Annotated in this window: 18 protein-coding genes and 1 pseudogene; 9 read left to right on the forward strand and 10 right to left on the reverse strand. The window is 43.7% G+C overall.

Annotated features, from left to right (window positions below):
* Positions 1–47 precede the first annotated feature (47 nt).
* The 5 genes and pseudogenes from ACYQ0Y_RS05710 to ACYQ0Y_RS05730 form a co-directional block, all read right to left on the reverse strand.
* Complete coding sequence (locus ACYQ0Y_RS05710; RefSeq protein ID WP_407884538.1) at positions 48–938, reverse strand: SDR family oxidoreductase; 891 nt, start codon at positions 936–938, stop codon at positions 48–50.
* Between the two features lie 35 nt (positions 939–973).
* Positions 974–1,159 (reverse strand): annotated as a pseudogene (locus tag ACYQ0Y_RS05715) (DUF2188 domain-containing protein); the annotation flags it as partial.
* Between the two features lie 13 nt (positions 1,160–1,172).
* Positions 1,173–1,508: a hypothetical protein gene (locus ACYQ0Y_RS05720; protein WP_407884537.1), complete on the reverse strand. Its 336-nt coding sequence runs from the start codon at positions 1,506–1,508 to the stop codon at positions 1,173–1,175.
* Between the two features lie 27 nt (positions 1,509–1,535).
* A complete protein-coding gene (locus tag ACYQ0Y_RS05725; RefSeq protein WP_407884535.1) occupies positions 1,536–2,381 on the reverse strand; it encodes a glycosyltransferase family 8 protein in 846 nt (281 codons plus the stop codon).
* 142 nt (positions 2,382–2,523) lie between these two features.
* Positions 2,524–2,745, reverse strand: a complete 222-nt coding sequence (locus tag ACYQ0Y_RS05730) for a hypothetical protein (protein ID WP_407884533.1) — start codon at positions 2,743–2,745, stop codon at positions 2,524–2,526.
* 234 nt (positions 2,746–2,979) lie between these two features.
* On the opposite strand from ACYQ0Y_RS05730, the gene amaP reads away from it, so the two are divergent.
* Genes amaP through ACYQ0Y_RS05750 form a run of 4 tightly spaced genes read left to right on the forward strand, consistent with a single transcriptional unit; the run spans position 2,980 to position 4,644 of the window.
* Positions 2,980–3,540 (forward strand): alkaline shock response membrane anchor protein AmaP, encoded by a 561-nt coding sequence (gene amaP / locus ACYQ0Y_RS05735; RefSeq protein ID WP_407884531.1) that lies wholly within the window; start codon positions 2,980–2,982, stop codon positions 3,538–3,540.
* Between the two features lie 19 nt (positions 3,541–3,559).
* Positions 3,560–3,745 (forward strand): DUF2273 domain-containing protein, encoded by a 186-nt coding sequence (locus ACYQ0Y_RS05740; RefSeq protein WP_407884529.1) that lies wholly within the window; start codon positions 3,560–3,562, stop codon positions 3,743–3,745.
* Between the two features lie 26 nt (positions 3,746–3,771).
* On the forward strand, positions 3,772–4,206 hold the full coding sequence (locus ACYQ0Y_RS05745; protein WP_407884527.1) for an Asp23/Gls24 family envelope stress response protein: 435 nt from the start codon (positions 3,772–3,774) through the stop codon (positions 4,204–4,206).
* 45 nt (positions 4,207–4,251) lie between these two features.
* Positions 4,252–4,644 (forward strand): Asp23/Gls24 family envelope stress response protein, encoded by a 393-nt coding sequence (locus tag ACYQ0Y_RS05750; protein WP_407884525.1) that lies wholly within the window; start codon positions 4,252–4,254, stop codon positions 4,642–4,644.
* A 327-nt stretch (positions 4,645–4,971) separates the two neighbouring features.
* Here the strand turns inward: ACYQ0Y_RS05750 and ACYQ0Y_RS05755 are convergent, their stop codons facing one another.
* Both ACYQ0Y_RS05755 and ACYQ0Y_RS05760 read right to left on the reverse strand, forming a co-directional pair.
* On the reverse strand, positions 4,972–5,724 hold the full coding sequence (locus tag ACYQ0Y_RS05755; RefSeq protein ID WP_407884523.1) for a CPBP family glutamic-type intramembrane protease: 753 nt from the start codon (positions 5,722–5,724) through the stop codon (positions 4,972–4,974).
* Positions 5,725–5,901: 177 nt separating this feature from the next.
* Complete coding sequence (locus tag ACYQ0Y_RS05760; RefSeq protein WP_407884521.1) at positions 5,902–8,289, reverse strand: phosphoketolase family protein; 2,388 nt, start codon at positions 8,287–8,289, stop codon at positions 5,902–5,904.
* A 915-nt stretch (positions 8,290–9,204) separates the two neighbouring features.
* Here ACYQ0Y_RS05760 and ACYQ0Y_RS05765 point away from each other — a divergent pair.
* Positions 9,205–9,621, forward strand: a complete 417-nt coding sequence (locus ACYQ0Y_RS05765) for a pyridoxamine 5'-phosphate oxidase family protein (RefSeq protein WP_407884519.1) — start codon at positions 9,205–9,207, stop codon at positions 9,619–9,621.
* A 162-nt stretch (positions 9,622–9,783) separates the two neighbouring features.
* On the forward strand, positions 9,784–9,909 hold the full coding sequence (locus tag ACYQ0Y_RS05770) for a hypothetical protein (protein WP_407884517.1): 126 nt from the start codon (positions 9,784–9,786) through the stop codon (positions 9,907–9,909).
* 129 nt (positions 9,910–10,038) lie between these two features.
* Here the strand turns inward: ACYQ0Y_RS05770 and ACYQ0Y_RS05775 are convergent, their stop codons facing one another.
* A complete protein-coding gene (locus tag ACYQ0Y_RS05775) occupies positions 10,039–10,767 on the reverse strand; it encodes a GntR family transcriptional regulator (protein WP_407884515.1) in 729 nt (242 codons plus the stop codon).
* Positions 10,768–10,880: 113 nt separating this feature from the next.
* Here ACYQ0Y_RS05775 and ACYQ0Y_RS05780 point away from each other — a divergent pair, with 113 nt between their 5' ends.
* Positions 10,881–11,378 carry an aminoacyl-tRNA deacylase gene (locus ACYQ0Y_RS05780; RefSeq protein WP_407884513.1) on the forward strand — a complete coding sequence of 166 codons (498 nt, stop codon included), beginning with the start codon at positions 10,881–10,883 and terminating at the stop codon, positions 11,376–11,378.
* A gap of 1 nt (position 11,379) precedes the next feature.
* On the forward strand, positions 11,380–12,177 hold the full coding sequence (locus tag ACYQ0Y_RS05785) for a hypothetical protein (protein WP_407884511.1): 798 nt from the start codon (positions 11,380–11,382) through the stop codon (positions 12,175–12,177).
* A gap of 374 nt (positions 12,178–12,551) precedes the next feature.
* Here ACYQ0Y_RS05785 and ACYQ0Y_RS05790 read toward each other — a convergent pair whose 3' ends face one another.
* The gene (locus tag ACYQ0Y_RS05790; RefSeq protein WP_407884509.1) at positions 12,552–13,586 is read right to left on the reverse strand and encodes a YeiH family protein; all 1,035 of its coding nucleotides are present in this window, start codon (positions 13,584–13,586) and stop codon (positions 12,552–12,554) included.
* A 111-nt stretch (positions 13,587–13,697) separates the two neighbouring features.
* On the opposite strand from ACYQ0Y_RS05790, the gene ACYQ0Y_RS05795 reads away from it, so the two are divergent.
* Positions 13,698–14,534 (forward strand): LysR family transcriptional regulator, encoded by an 837-nt coding sequence (locus tag ACYQ0Y_RS05795; RefSeq protein ID WP_407884507.1) that lies wholly within the window; start codon positions 13,698–13,700, stop codon positions 14,532–14,534.
* Between the two features lie 94 nt (positions 14,535–14,628).
* Here the strand turns inward: ACYQ0Y_RS05795 and ACYQ0Y_RS05800 are convergent, their stop codons facing one another.
* Complete coding sequence (locus ACYQ0Y_RS05800; protein ID WP_407884505.1) at positions 14,629–15,300, reverse strand: HD domain-containing protein; 672 nt, start codon at positions 15,298–15,300, stop codon at positions 14,629–14,631.

Raw genomic sequence — 15,300 nt, forward strand, 5'->3', positions numbered from 1 at the left:
TATCGTCACAAAATTGCCAACCAAGCGTGAAACCCATCAAGTTCGCATCAAAGGTTAATCGCCTCGCCACCAGTAACTCCATATATCTGACCAGTAACATAACTTGCTTTATTGGAGGCTAAAAAGACATAGACTGGTGCCAATTCTGCAGGTTGACCGGCTCGTCCTATTAATGAACTCTGACCAAATTCTGGAATGGCAGATTGCGGTTGCCCATGGTCCAGTTGTAATGGCGTCCAAATCGGTCCTGGTGCTACTCCATTAACGCGCACGCCATGTTCTGCCATGATCTGTGACAAATTAATCGTGTAATTAGCGATTGCAGCTTTAGTAGCTGCGTAATCGATTAACTGTGGACTAGGATTAAAAGCCTGAACTGAAGTTGTGGTTACAATGGCTGATCCTGGTGGCAAATGACCTTGCGCCTCTTTAACGATCGCCATCATCGCAATGATATTGATCGTAAACGTATCTCGCACCTGTGCCATCGATAGCTGTGAAGGGTCTTCGGTTGCAATTTGTTGGGCAGCATTTAATACCAATGTATCTAAGCCTCCAAAAGTGTCAACGACTTGCTGAACAAGTTGTTGTGGCGCCGCCTCATCGCGCAAATCATACGGTAGCAGTAAGGCTTTACGGCCGGCTTGTTCAATATAGTGTTTAACTTCTTGCGCATCGCTTTGTTCACCGGGGAGAAATTGAATGGCGACGTCAGCGCCTTCTCGCGCAAAAGCAATTGCGGCTGCTCGACCAATGCCTGAGTCACCACCAGTAATTAACACCCGACGATCTTTTAATTCGTCATGTCCCTGGTAACTTTCTTCACCACAATCAGGCTGCGGCTGCATTTGATTTTGTATGGCTGGGGTGGGTTGATCTTGTTTAACAAATTTGTCCGTATAAAACATGTGCCGTGGGTCAATTAAATTGGGTTCCATGGTGGTATCCTCCTGATCCAGTGGGGGAAATGTTACGACTTTTGGTTACCTTCAACATGATCTTCGTACCATTCTTTAGCTTGTTTGATGGCGATGGGGATCGCCCGATCATCAGGGTATTTGTCTCGCTTCAAAGCATTAGCGATGTCAATTGCTTTATGCCGCGTCTTAACGTTCATGTTCTTAAAGGAACTGGGATAGTCTTTATATGTCCAAGGCATGATTGGCCCTCCCTCACTTAAGGTACAAACGTAATACTTGTTTTGAATTATCTTGCCCAATGCCGGGCACCAATTCTACTTCCTTAATTGGCTGAGCTGATTCAGCGCTATTCCCAATGGCATAACCTTGTTTAACCGCTAGTTCAAAGAGGTCCTGGAAAAAGAAGAATTGGTCATTTGGCGTTTGTTCACCCTTACCAAATGGTGATTTTAGTAATTCATAAGCGTTGGCTTGCTCGTCAAATCGCAACTCAAAATCGCCATCTGCGCCTAAATTAACGGTTTCGCCACGTTGCAACCACAAAACTGGTGCCTGTTCCCGATCGAATAACATCACGTCAGTTGTCATATCCTATTCCTCCTTAAGTAGGTCCCGCTAATCGCGTTGTAATTGTGAAAAGCGATGCAATAATGCTTCATAATTTTGATAAGCACGACGCCATGGATGCAGCCGAACGCCTTGAGTAATCCATGGCTTACTTCGTCCAGAATAATGAATAATAGCTGGCTGTTGTCGCGCTTCTTCAGCCAACTGTTCTCGATGTGGATCAGCGTGAATCTGTTCGTAACGGACTAAACGCGACTGTGCGTTATAGCGGGGATGCAGATAATACCAATTGTCAGCAAGAACTGCGTTTAGAACATCTTGGTCGTGGTATAAAAGCAGCTCTCCGTGTTGTTGAATAAATTCTTGGGCTTTAACAGTAATATCTTGTTCCCGCCAAGCATCCATATCGATTAATAGCAAGCCTGAGTTAAAGTAGGTCTGATCTTGACACTCAATACCCATTTCGCTCAGCCGAGGGACGTAACCAGCATCTTCAACCGCTCCGATAACTTTCCCCTGCAAATTTGTCTGCCACAATTCCATCAATGCATCGACGCAGACCATATCACAGTCGATGTATAGCAGCCGTGAAAGTTTCGGCAGCATCTGCGGTAAATCGAGCCGATAATAGGCAGCTGTTGGAATTTTAGAGTCTGTCCTGGCCGCTTCATAAGGCGCTCTATTAGGGTTAAGAAATTCAATTTCCCGGCATTGAGTAAATCGTTCAATTAACACTTCGGCCGAGGCTTGCTCACTTTCACTAAGGCGTTCGCCAATGATATGGAAGTAAATATTCATGCTAGGATTATTCTGCAAAATTGATAACAGGCACACTTGAAGCGGTTTCACAAAGTCGCTGTTAACCGTCGCAGCAATATGCATCTGTTGGACCATACGGCACTTCTCCTTTAAAAACCGTTAAATTCTCTTTCGTGCCACAAAATTACAGAATTTGCATTAGCGGTTCAAATTATCTGCTTTTAACACAACCTGCTCAATTTATTCAAGTCGACAATTAAACTGAGCGTCCACCTATTTAAATCAGCTGAAAGCTTAATTGATTATCTCGCAATTGGAGGATTTGCCCTAAATGACTGAAGCGAACTTGAAGTCGTTTTACACCTTCCAGATTAGTATCAAGAATTTCAATCCGATAAGCCGATGTCGGCGAAGGGTGAATAAGGTTAAAAGTAATGTACTTCCCCTTTGGAAAATGAATCCGGTGATGTCCTAGTTCGTTATGGAAAATTGTAATCATAGTGAGTTCCTCCTATAGGCTTATCTTTGTTTACTGTGGAACCGATGCTAGCATGTCTGAATAAAAGTACAAAATAATGTGCTTTTGTTAACAAAGTATTTTAGTTCCTATCCGTTTAATGCCGCTATAAAAGAGATTTATAAAATAAGATCATTCCATCAATAAGCATATTTTTTGAGAAAAACTAATAAAGAAAATAAGATTTAGTTAATCAACCAGAAAGGATAGATGTCCATGAAACGAATAACAAAATGGCTGGTGAGTTTAGGTGGAATTGCCGTCATCCTATTGGGTTGTCTAACAATATGGGCGCGCATAAAAACTCCTTGGATACCATCATGGATCAATCATTGGATTGCTTTAAATCCTGAGGTTATTAAAATCATCATGATTGGATTAAGCGCCATCGTGATAATTACCGGTATCCTCATCCTACTGGTCGGTATTTTTAAGCCACGGACCGTCGCTACCGTTTCATTCAAAGGACCGCGAGGAACAGTTTCTTTACCGATAAGTGCGTTGGAACACGATCTAAAATATCGGATTGAATCATCAACCAATATGGGCCATGTCACAGTCAACCTACGAGCGCACAACAAGAAACAAAAAGTTGACGTCAGTGTACAAGGAATTGCAACTTTTTTAGAAGCTGAACCGTTCAAAAATTTAGGCAACGATGTGTTAGCGGTTGTTAAACAATATTTACATGATCAGCTAGATTTCAAATTGCGGCACCGTCATATCAGGATTGAACCAGCCATTAGTCCACACCAACGCGATACTCGCGTCGTTTAATGAAGGGAGTGATTTTTGAATGAAACCACCAATGTTTGGTGCCCTAGTCGGACTTATCCTAGGGTTCGCCTGGGTTCTGGACGGCTTTTGGAGCATGATTTTAGTCGCCATTATCGCTGGTATTGGGGCGCTTATTGGCAAGTACGTTAAGATCGACCGCAAACAAATTTCCACTCAAATTAACCGGTTTTTATCAGATCAATAAAACACGCCCACGAGAGGTAATTGAAAATGGATAACGATGCAAAATCAACACAGACACCAATGAAAAATACGTTAAGTTACGATGACGGGGTTATCGAAAAAATTGCTGGTTTAGCGGCTCGTAATGTTGATGGAATTTTATCACTTGATGGCGGCATGCTTAGCGGTATCACCGATCGTTTTCGTAACCAAGCCGATCCAACACAAGGTATCGATGCGGAAGTTGGCAAGAAACAAGTCGCTTTGGACATGAATGCTACTGTCGAATACGGTAAAGACATCCATCAATTATTTGACCAAGTCACTCAGCGTGTTGTGCGTGACATTAAAGGGCTCACTGATCTTGACGTTGTTGAATTGAATTTACACATTAACGACGTGATGAGTAAACGTGATTGGCAAGAGCAATCAAAGGGCAAACCGAATTCGTCACACTCCACCGAAACAAGAGAAGTTGAATAATTTAAACTCATCTAAATTCAGGTTAAAAACGGAGGGAAACTAATTATGTCAGAAGCAACGACCAAAAAAGAATTAATCTTCGACAACGATGTCTTAGAAAAAATTGCCGGAAAAACGGCTCAAGAAGTTGATGGCGTCATTGAATTAAAGGGTGGCATCTTTGATAATATCTCCTCGCAAATCGGTGGTAATAAACCAGATCAGGGCGTTTCAGCCGATATTGATACAGATGATAAGTCCGTTGAACTAGAATTAGATGGCACCTTAGAATATGGTAAAGATGCTAACGATATCTTTGATAAAATTACTCGGAAAGTTACTTCCGCTGTGCGAACGATGACGGGTTACACAGTCACCTCGATTAAGTTCCACGTTAAAGATCTGTTGACACCGGAAGAACGACGTGATCAGCAAAAAAATAATAAGAAGAGCAAGTGAGAAAATGGTCGAACTGAATAAACCTAATTAAATCTGTGGTTAATCACAGATTTTTCATTCTAAATAAACAAAACTAAAATCTAAATCGCCAAAATACGGGACATAAGTCAAGTGACTCCGCCTAAAAGCGAACTGGCAACGATGAATAAACTATCATCGTTGCCAGTTCGCCCTTAGTGCTCATCACTTACCGACTTATGTCCCGCTCTCGTAAATCTAACATTAATAAATTCAACAAAAGGCGCTTTTAACACCACCATGCTGTACATAAACACTGGTATTCAATTAGCAAACGAAATTGTTAGGTATTATACCTAACCTTGTTAGTTAATGAGCCGCTAACGTTGCAAGCAAAAAAATTGCGGTGTCCAATGTAAAATGCATCGCAAATGAAGTCCAAATACTCTTTGAATAAATATAAGATCCAGTAACAAAAAGTCTTGAAACCCCAATTACAAATAGCATTTGAGGAATATTCCAATCGTAAGTAACAAAGTGAACCATTCCAAAAACAAACATTGAAACACCCAGTGCGCTCCAAATGGCCACATTACGTTTTAAATGAAATTGTTGTAATAAGATCGCTGCAAAAGCTAAAAAAACGCCAATTGCGACAATTTCTTCATTCATTAAACTAAATAGATCGCTAAACGTCGATTGAAAAAATAATGGCCAACGATCGGGTCCACCTATCTGTGCAGCGTTGGCATTCGCCTGTGTCTTAGCTTGAAAAGCGGCGAAAATAATTTGAATAAGTCCGCTATAAATTAACTGCAACAAAAATAATAATAATGTGTGGCGCCATTCCTTGCCAGAAACACGATGAAATAACTTCCAAGGTACTTGTCCACTGATCAACCAATAACCACCAAGAAATAAAATCATTGGTAAGATGGCAAAACTCAAAAGCCATTCCGTCTGACTATCTACATGAATTTCACCAGATGCATAAGCTAAAATAGTAAATAAAACAATTGGGTAAATAAACAATCCCCAAAGGCGTCCAACAGCGATGTGATCATCAATAATTGGAAAGGGCCGTTTATCACCCTTCCGTTCAAGTAAGTTACCTTGTGCCATAAAAATTCCTCCAATGTGATGTTCAAATAATAGGAGACATACTTAGCAAAAGCTAACATCTGTTCTCAGAAAATCAAAAAGTTCCTAGAATGGCTATTGGAGAAACAAACCAAATTACACAAAAGAGCGTCACTATTCAGTAATTGAACAGTGACGCTCTTCAAAATTATTTTGAGCTTACTTAGTGATATCTTCCCATTGCCATGCGTTGACTTCTGGTAAATCAGTACCTTCGTCACGGATGTATTGGTTGTGCTTGGCAACCATGTCGTCCATGTGTTGAGTAAATTCGCCAGCAGATTCAGCGTACTGCGTTGCGTTGATAGCATCTTTAGCCAAGTGGAAGCGGTCCAATTCGTTCAAGACACGCATGTCAAATGGTGTGGTGATGTCACCATTTTCACGGTAACCGTGGAAGTGGATATTCTTGTTGTGACGGTCGTAAACCAAACCACGCAAGGTGTTTTCGAAGCCATGGAAGGCAAAGATAACTGGCTTGTCAGTGGTGAAGTAACGGTCGAATTCTTCGTCCGTCAAACCACGGTCGTCTTGGTCGTCACCCTTCTTACGAAGTTTGAGCAAGTCAACCACGTTGATGTAACGAATCTTCAAGTCTGGGAAGCTGTCGTGTAACAGCGTGATGGATGCCAAAGCTTCCATCGTTGGTTCAGTCCCGGCAGAAGCGATCACAACGTCAGGTTCTGCACCATCATCGTTTGAAGCCCAAGGAATGATCCCCAAACCGTTGTTAACCAATTCGGTTGCTTCATCAATGGAGAACCATTGCGTACGTGGGTGCTTGGAAGCAACGATCAAGTTGATTTCTTCGCGACCTTGCAAAGCCTTGTTCATAACAGCTAACAAGGAGTTAGCGTCGGCTGGCAAGTATTCGTTAACCAATTCATGACCCTTTTCAGCCAAGTGACCGATCATACCTGGGTCTTGGTGAGTGTAACCATTGTGATCTTGTTGGAAAACAGTGGAAGTGTTGATGATGTTCAATGATGGGTAGTCATGACGCCAGTTTTGTTCTTGCGCCTTACGTAACCACTTGTAGTGTTGAGTCAACATGGAGTCCACAACACGACCGAATGATTCATAAGTTGCAAAGTAACCGTGACGACCAGTCAGAACGTAACCTTCTAACCAACCTTCAGCTTGGTGTTCAGATAATTGTGAATCCAAGACACGGCCTGAGTGCGCAACGAATTCATCATTTGGTTCATGAATGTCTTCCATCCATTGACGGTTCGTGACACCGAAGACATCCCAGAGACGGTTTGACATCGTTTCGTCAGGTCCCATGATCCGGAACGTGTTTTCGTTTTCTTTCATCGTGTCAGCAGTGAACTTGGAAAGAACTTCCATGTCCATGCGTTGCTTCTTGTTGTCCTTCAAGTCTGCATCAGCAACAGCAAACTTGCGAACATCGTTCAAGTTCAATGGTTCTGGGTGAATACCACCATTAGTGATTGGGTTCATCGCCATCCGTTGGTCACCCTTAGGTGCAACAGCTGACAAGAAGTCCTTTGGTGAACCATCTTCGTTGAATAATTCTTCTGGCTTGTATGACTTCATCCAGTCCATCAACATGTCAACGTGTTCCATGTGGTTTGAGTCCACCGGAATTGGCACTTGGTGCGCACGGAATGAATTTTCAATTGGGTTGCCATCTAAGTCCTTCTTAGGACCCGTCCAACCCTTAGGTGCACGAAGCACGATCATTGGCCATACAGGTAATGAGTCATCGTTGTTGTCACGGGCGTTCTTTTGGATCGCCTTGATCTGTTCAACAGCGTGGTCAATGGCCTTAGCCATGTCTTGGTGAGCTTGCTTGTGATCGTCACCATCAGTTTCAACAAAGATTGGGGACCAGCCCAGACCTTCGAAGTACTTGGTTACATCAGTATCGCTCATCCGTGAAAGGATAGTTGGATTAGAAATCTTAAACCCGTTAACTTGCACGATTGGCAATACAGCACCGTCGTGAATTGGGTTGATGAACTTGCTGGACATCCATGATGCTGCTAATGGGCCAGTTTCAGCTTCCCCATCACCAATTTCAACAGCAGCGATAACATCTGGGTTATCTAAGATCGCACCAACACCGTGTGAAAGTGAGTAACCAAGTTCCCCACCTTCGTGGATTGAACCTGGTGTTTCAGGAGCAGCATGTGAAGCAACCCCACCTGGGAATGAGAATTGCTTGAATAAACGTTGCATCCCCGCTTCGTCTTGGGTGATGCGTGGGTAACGTTCAGTGTATGAACCATCAAGGTAGGCGTTTGAAACCATCACTTGACCACCGTGACCTGAACCTTCGATATAGAACATGTTCAAGTCATACTTCAAGATCGCACGGTTCAAATGTGCGTAAATGAAGTTCTGAGGTACGATTGTCCCCCAGTGACCAATTGGCTTAACTTTAACGTCTTCAGCGGTTAAGTCGCCCTTCAATAATGGGTTGTCCTTTAAGAACAATTGACCAACAGAAAGGTAGTTAGCTGCGCGCCAGTAGGCGTCAACTGTGTCCAAGTATTCTTGTGAGTCGTAATCAACTGCCATGAATAGGTACACTCCTTCAAATAGATTAATAATACGAAATTTGCTGTGAAATCAGCCGACATTTTTCCGGTTAATTTACAGTCTCTATGATAGACACTTTTGAATAAAAGTCAACCTTTTAGAAAATTGGTACGACCCAATTATCAAAAGGTACCTTCACCGCTTACGTCATAGTGAAAATCAACTGGGATTCACGTGTTCAGTTGACCCGCTAATCTGCCCTTATCCTAACAAATTGCAGCTTAAAAGGAACATAAAAAGGTTTAAAATCGGAGAGCGTGAACCATCGTGAGTGAAGGTGGGCACCAACAGACAATCATAATTGGGCGGTCTTGGCCCGGTTACAATTGTTAGTTGGGCGCAACCTTCAGCAATGGCGAGCGCGTTTAGGAAAGAGCGTGAGCCAGACCGGGTACAACTGGAAACCACGGACGGGTGGGTTTCACCCGGTAGTGGTTGCTGGTTGTACACAGGACTTAGCTCTGGCAAGCGCGTTTTAACCAAAGCAAAGTATTAACAAACCTGCGCAACTTAACATCAGATTTAATTTTTACAGAAAGAGACACTGCCGACCAATCTGGGATACGTCCAGATTGATCTACTTTACGGTTAACTCATCTATATTTCGCAGTTTGCGCGAGCTTTCAGACTTTCGCCCAAACTTCGATTTTTCATCACCAAGACAGCCGCGCCGCATTTTCAGCACCAGCTTATGCCAGTTCCATTAATCACAAACCAAATTCGGTGCGATACCTTTTTTACTAAGTCATCGCCGGCGTAATATCGCGTTGCAAAGCTTAATTTGCTTAATGGTGCCAACTCGGAAATCAAAAGGCGAAATATTGGTCGCCAATTCGAAGGTGATTTATACTCAGCCTAGATCGAATTAATTGCTTATAATTTGGAGGGTTTCACATGGCAAAATTAAATGATGAGATGAAGGACCTCGTTAACCGGGCCTTTGCTTTTATTGCAACTGTTGATGAAAATGGTAACCCACAGGTTGGCCCTAAAGGTACGATGCGGATTCTTGACGACGAACATTTGATTTACAACGAAGAAACCGGTCGACAAGCTTGGCACAATTTGCAAACTAACGGGAAGATTGCCGTTGCTTTCCATCCATTTCCTGGCTTAAAGGGCTTTCGGGTTGAAGGTCATGTCAAGATTTACGAAAGTGGGCAGATTTTTGACGACGCGACTGCTTATGCAACTGAAAATAAATTACCAAAAGCCATTGCGGCGGTGGTCATCAGTATCGATCGCACGCTGACATTGAATGCTGGTCCAGAAGCCGGCACCGTGATTGAGGACGCACCTTTAGATGATTAGCAATCGAATTTGCACAAACTATTTATCCTTTGTATCTTTGAAAATACCGAATAACCACGCTAACTAATAAAAGTGCCTTGGAAGCTGCAACTGCTATAGTCCCCTTTAAGTTGATGGATGAAAATAATAATTCATCTGTATCAACTTAAAGGGGCTTTTTCTATGCCTAGAACCAAGTACAATGCTGAAGAAAAGTACAAAATCATCCAAGATGTGTTGAAGACAGAGTTAACCATTCAGGATTATGTTGCTTCCTACGACGTTTCTACAAATGCACTAACTAAGTGACAAAAATTATTTGAACGAGATTGAAGGAGCTCAGAACACTAATCGAAGAAGGTCTCTACTACTTCACTTACACTGATCGAGCCAGACAAAGAAATGGAATAGCCAAAAATATTTTCAATTTAAAAATCATCAATCAGCATCCAAATCCACGAAGGTATTGTATTTCATGAATTGATAATGAATCCGCATATTCGAGACTTCAAAGGGCGTGCCATCATCCAAGAAAAAAATCCCACCAAGGACACCCACTGGCTCAGTTGCTTTCAAGCTTAATAGGTGTTGGTCTTCACTCGTCGATGGTTCAGCAGCAACAGTCATAAAAGACTTGGTCACTGACACGTGCTTAATGTCTTCTAAGTAGTTGAAAATTGAGCTGGATGCCACGGTCGAAGATAACTCGGGCATAATCTTAATCGGGATAAAGCCTGTTTCAATCATTACCGGCTCATCATCAAGCAGCCGCAGCCGTTTAATTTGATAAACGAAATCATCGTCATTTAAGAAGAGATCCTGTTGTAGCTCGGTAGTCGCTGGCACAACTTGGAAATCTAGTAGCTTAATGCCCGGATGTTTGCCGTCGACTCGCATAGAGTCTGTGACCCCTAAATTACGGCCTTCATAGCTAAACACGGCCTGATTCTTTAAATACAATGGGTTCACGAAGGTCCCTGAGCCACGTTTCTTAAAAATAATCCCTTGTTGGGCGAGCACGTTTAAGGCGCGCTTCACCGAAGAACGACTCACTTGATACTCGTCGCTTAAGCTGCGTTCGTCAGGCAACCGTTTATCCGGAAACTGGTTGTCATTGATCCGGCGCTTCAGATCCTGCATAACGTTTTTATAAACTAGGTCTGCCATGTCGACGCTCGGTTCCTTTCTCTTGTATACTGTCTAGTGTGAGTATACCAGAAAAATATTGGTCCATCCAATTTATGTTTAGGTCCGTACCAATTAAAAGAGGGTTATCTGTTATGGCAAAGAAAAAGAAACTTCAAAAAACCTTGGTCGAAAAAATTTTAGATAAGGCGGCTATTCCTTATCAACAAATTGAATTTGCCACTCACCAAGCCGGTGACGTCGCTCAGTTAGATGTTAACCACGAAGACTATGATGAACATCACATTTATAAAACATTAGTCTTAACCGGCAACGTCACTGGTCCTTTAGTCGGCGTTGTCCCGTTAGACACCCACCTGAGCTACAAAAAATTAGCCGCCGCTTCTGGCAATAAAAAAGTCGGCATGGTGCCATTAAAAGACCTGCTAAAGACAACCGGCTACGAACACGGCGCTAATACACCGATCGGTATCTGGGAAAAATACCAATATCCGATTTACTTTGATCACGCTGCCCAAGTTCAAGGCGATATCATTGTCTCTTCCGGTAAAATTGGTCGCTCTGTTAAAGTTAATGCTGCCGCAGTCGCGCAATTAGTTCATGGCACCTTTACCGATTTAGAAGAGGATTAACATGACGATTGCCGATTTTGGTCAGCAAGTTCTGATTAGTCTGCTGACCACCTTTTTCTATGGCTTAGGGCTGCCACTTTTCTTTAGTTGGGTACTGACAATCATTAATCGCAATAGCAAACAAGTCCTAGCCAGTCACTTTGGCATCAATTCGCAGGTCTACCTCGGTGCACTAGGCATCATTATCCACGAATCCAGCCATTTGTTAATGGCGTTATTATTCGCCCACAAAATAACCGGTGTTCGGTTGATTAAATTTGCACATCCGCAGCAAGCCCCTGATGACCCAGAAGCGCTCACCCTCGGCTACGTCAATCATCGTTGGAACAGTGGAAGTACCTATCAAACAATGGGCAACTTTTTTATCGGCTTTGCGCCCATTGTCGGTGTCAGCGTTTTAATTTTCGGTCTGACTGCTTGGTTACTACCAACCGTATCAGCTAACTGGCTCGCCTTTGCGGTCAACCCGCAGGTTGGCACCTTGTTTCACGCACCGGTGACCAATATCCCCATCGGGGCAGCCATGATCCACATACTAGTGTGGTTGGTGTTTGTCACAAATTTGAGTGTCGGCGGTTTTGACCTCAGTAGTGCCGATTTACGTAATTCTAGCACTGGTTTGGCGACCTATACCTTATTGCTCGGCCTCATTGGTTTGAGTGCTGGTTTGTTGCAATGGCCAGTCGCCACTTGGGCCCAACACCATTTACTGCCAATTTACTTGGCACTCAGTGTTGTCGTGGCCATTTCTGGTGTGGTGAATATCGCCATTCATTGGATCACCAAGACTAAATTTTAAAATTAGGAACATCCTTACTATACAATGAACCCCCTCAGCCAGTTAAAGTTGGTTGAGGGGGTTTATCGTCTTTAAATATAAGGAGGATTCAATAAAGTTAATGGTCAAAACAACTCAATGCGAAACCCTTTCCACCATCACCGGTACGTTTTAATGTACGGTGGAAGCTTTGACATTTTTATTGTTTAAAGCTGCTGTGATTAAGATAACGATTTAGTTCCTCCTACCACATAAGGCAAGGCTTAATACTTCTTGACCATGTCACGCCACCTCATCAATAAAATTACCAAACAATAAAGCTGCTAGCACGTCCGCTAACTCATTTTTGCAACAATGTTTTTCCCTCGATCGGTACGTTAAAACTCAGCCATTAACTAGTGGATCAACAGCGCAATGAGCAATAATGCGGTCACCACTTGTACGATCCCAACGCCAAGTCCGTATAACGCAAACCGTTTACCAGCACGCAGGAAGGCTTGCAAGTTTAGCCGCAAACCGATCGCTGCTAACGCGGTGATTTCGCACCAACCACTCAGCCAATGTGCGCTGACACTGACCATCTGAGGCAAACGCACCAAACTGTTGATTAAGCAAAAGACCAAAAAGGCCGCCACATACCAAGGCAACACTTTGCCACTACCATTTCCACTAATTGAGGCACCTTCTTGTGCTTCAGTAGCCAAATGTTTGGCATGGATCCGAGCAAATAAGAAGACCACAACGACAAGCATCATAATCCGCATAATTTTAAACAACGTCGCGAATTGAACTGTCGCCGGATTGATCATACTGGCACTGGCCACCACCTGACCAACTGATTGCAGGGTGCCACCGATAAGCGCCCCTTTAGTTAAGGCTATGCTGCCAAAGACAAGTTGTCCGACAACTGGCAGGCCTAACATCAATATCGTCCCCATCAAGTTGACCAAAGTAATCACCATCCCGCGATCCGCTTCATCAGCTTCGATCGCTGGTGCAATTGCGGCAATTGCAGAGGATCCACAGACCGCATTACCTCCAGCCATCAACAAGGTCGTGCCTTCGTTAAAATGTAGCGCCTTACCTAAACCGATGGCCGCCAAGATCGTAATCGTCATCTGACATAAAATAAATAGGACGCCAGACCAGCCAATTTGACTGATCGTTTGCACCGTCACGGTCGCCCCTAACAGAACCACCGAAAATTCCAACAATTTACTTTCCGCATAACGCGTACCAGGTTCCAATTGTGGTTGACGAATAAACGTATTACCCAACACAATGCCAAGTAAGATGGCAATGGTCGGCCCCCCGACTAATGGAATCACTTGGGCTAGGCCTTGGCTAATGACTGCAATGACAATCGCAACCAACAAACCGGGCCCAATCTTGCGCCCCATACTACTTCGATCAACACTTGGCTGTTTCATTGATCCTGACTCCCATCGTTAATTGATGGTCTTATCGTAGCCAAAACGCGTTACAAGTGGAAATACATATGCTAAATTCTTGTTATTACATTTATCTATGAAAGGGAACCCATGATTAAATTTTTCAATGTCTTTCAAGCTGTTTATGAGACCCGCAGCTTCTCGCAAGCCGCCGAGCAACTATACATCTCGCAGCCAACCGTCTCCGTTCAGATTCAACAACTCGAACAGACGCTAGGAACACCACTGTTTACCCGCAATCATCACGGTGTTTCACCAACCGCCGCGGCCGACCTTTTGTATCAGGAGGGCTTAGTCTTAACGGATCGTTGGCAAGAATTGGTCGATCAGGTTCAACACGCGACTAAGCCACACGTCACTTGTCGGATCGGCGTTTCAAACACCATCGCGGCGACCCAACTGCCACCGATCATCGCCGAATTGCCACAAACTGCGCTACAAGAATTTGATTGTCAACTCTTACTCATGAATTCGGCGGGGATTGTCGACGAACTTGTGGCTCATAATTTGGAATTTGGCTTCATCGAACAACCACTGACGGCCAGTGGTATTGCTCGACGGGCTTTTTTCACCGATCAACTTGTTCATGCTGGTGATCCCAAGCGGCCATTGTGGTTGCTACGTGAGGCTGGATCCGGCGTCCGCCATTACACTGATCGTTACCTAGCCCAGCACAACCTCACGCCAAAACAAGTCATGGTTGTCAATAACAATGACATCATTGTTCGCCTCTTAACCCAAGGCATTGGACAAACAATCGTGTCGCAAAACGTCCTGCCACAGCAGGTTGCCTATCAATCGCTAGGACCCCAATTCACCCGCCAATTTTACTTTTTGAGCCGTCCATTACCACCCACGTCGCCATTAAATCAACTAGCCCAATTACTTCAAGATCAATTAACAACGGAATCGCCTCAGCAGCGCTAAGTTAAACACGTTAAAATACCCGCAACAGGATAGGCTTGAAAGCCTGTCCTGTTGCGGGCACGTTTTATAACGAAACTATTATTTGACCGATGATTCAAGCTTCACCAGACCACTCTTGTTTAAATTCGGCCAAAAAATCGAGCATCACTTGTTGGCGAACGGTTGCCAATTGTTTGGCTGTCTCAGTGTTCAGTTGGTCTTTAATCAGCAACAATTTTTCATAAAAATGATTGATCGTCGTGCCTTGTTCGTTGCGATACGTCGCTTTAGTGAGTTGCGTGCGTGGCGCAATGTCGGGATCGTAGAGCACCCGCTGATGTCGACCACCATAAGTAAAGACACGAGCAATGCCAATTGCACCAATGGCATCCATGCGATCCGCATCCTGGACAACCTGTCCGGCCTGACTCAAGGCTTGTGAATGCTCAAGGTTATCGCTAAATGACATATGATCAATAATTTCAAAAATGGCTGTGATTTGGGCTGCGTTCACACCAATATGATTCAAATAATCACTTAATTGTTGGTGGGCGGCCATCGAATCGGTAACCACTTTATCATCCACGACATCGTGCAAATACGCTGCCGCCAAGATCACGAGCCGCTGTCCGGTTTGCTCACTAGCCTCAATGCGCTCCGCCAATTTGGCAACCCGTTGAACGTGAAAGAAATCATGTCCAGACCGATCAGTACCCAAAATATGACGTGAATAATTAATAATTTGTACCAACTGCTGTTGTTCAGACGCGACTTGTGGTTCACCCAT

The organism is Furfurilactobacillus curtus (genome assembly GCF_054657915.1).

Excerpts from the sequence above, each read along its gene's own strand:
- ACYQ0Y_RS05710 (WP_407884538.1), bottom strand. The coding sequence starts at position 938 with ATGGAACCCAATTTAATTGACCCACGGCACATGTTTTATACGGACAAA.
- ACYQ0Y_RS05720 (WP_407884537.1), bottom strand. The coding sequence starts at position 1,508 with ATGACAACTGACGTGATGTTATTCGATCGGGAACAGGCACCAGTTTTG.
- ACYQ0Y_RS05725 (WP_407884535.1), bottom strand. The coding sequence starts at position 2,381 with ATGGTCCAACAGATGCATATTGCTGCGACGGTTAACAGCGACTTTGTG.
- ACYQ0Y_RS05730 (WP_407884533.1), bottom strand. The coding sequence starts at position 2,745 with ATGATTACAATTTTCCATAACGAACTAGGACATCACCGGATTCATTTT.
- amaP (WP_407884531.1), top strand. The coding sequence starts at position 2,980 with ATGAAACGAATAACAAAATGGCTGGTGAGTTTAGGTGGAATTGCCGTC.
- ACYQ0Y_RS05740 (WP_407884529.1), top strand. The coding sequence starts at position 3,560 with ATGAAACCACCAATGTTTGGTGCCCTAGTCGGACTTATCCTAGGGTTC.
- ACYQ0Y_RS05745 (WP_407884527.1), top strand. The coding sequence starts at position 3,772 with ATGGATAACGATGCAAAATCAACACAGACACCAATGAAAAATACGTTA.
- ACYQ0Y_RS05750 (WP_407884525.1), top strand. The coding sequence starts at position 4,252 with ATGTCAGAAGCAACGACCAAAAAAGAATTAATCTTCGACAACGATGTC.
- ACYQ0Y_RS05755 (WP_407884523.1), bottom strand. The coding sequence starts at position 5,724 with ATGGCACAAGGTAACTTACTTGAACGGAAGGGTGATAAACGGCCCTTT.
- ACYQ0Y_RS05760 (WP_407884521.1), bottom strand. The coding sequence starts at position 8,289 with ATGGCAGTTGATTACGACTCACAAGAATACTTGGACACAGTTGACGCC.
- ACYQ0Y_RS05765 (WP_407884519.1), top strand. The coding sequence starts at position 9,205 with ATGGCAAAATTAAATGATGAGATGAAGGACCTCGTTAACCGGGCCTTT.
- ACYQ0Y_RS05770 (WP_407884517.1), top strand. The coding sequence starts at position 9,784 with ATGCCTAGAACCAAGTACAATGCTGAAGAAAAGTACAAAATCATCCAA.
- ACYQ0Y_RS05775 (WP_407884515.1), bottom strand. The coding sequence starts at position 10,767 with ATGGCAGACCTAGTTTATAAAAACGTTATGCAGGATCTGAAGCGCCGG.
- ACYQ0Y_RS05780 (WP_407884513.1), top strand. The coding sequence starts at position 10,881 with ATGGCAAAGAAAAAGAAACTTCAAAAAACCTTGGTCGAAAAAATTTTA.
- ACYQ0Y_RS05785 (WP_407884511.1), top strand. The coding sequence starts at position 11,380 with ATGACGATTGCCGATTTTGGTCAGCAAGTTCTGATTAGTCTGCTGACC.
- ACYQ0Y_RS05790 (WP_407884509.1), bottom strand. The coding sequence starts at position 13,586 with ATGAAACAGCCAAGTGTTGATCGAAGTAGTATGGGGCGCAAGATTGGG.
- ACYQ0Y_RS05795 (WP_407884507.1), top strand. The coding sequence starts at position 13,698 with ATGATTAAATTTTTCAATGTCTTTCAAGCTGTTTATGAGACCCGCAGC.
- ACYQ0Y_RS05800 (WP_407884505.1), bottom strand. The coding sequence starts at position 15,300 with ATGGGTGAACCACAAGTCGCGTCTGAACAACAGCAGTTGGTACAAATT.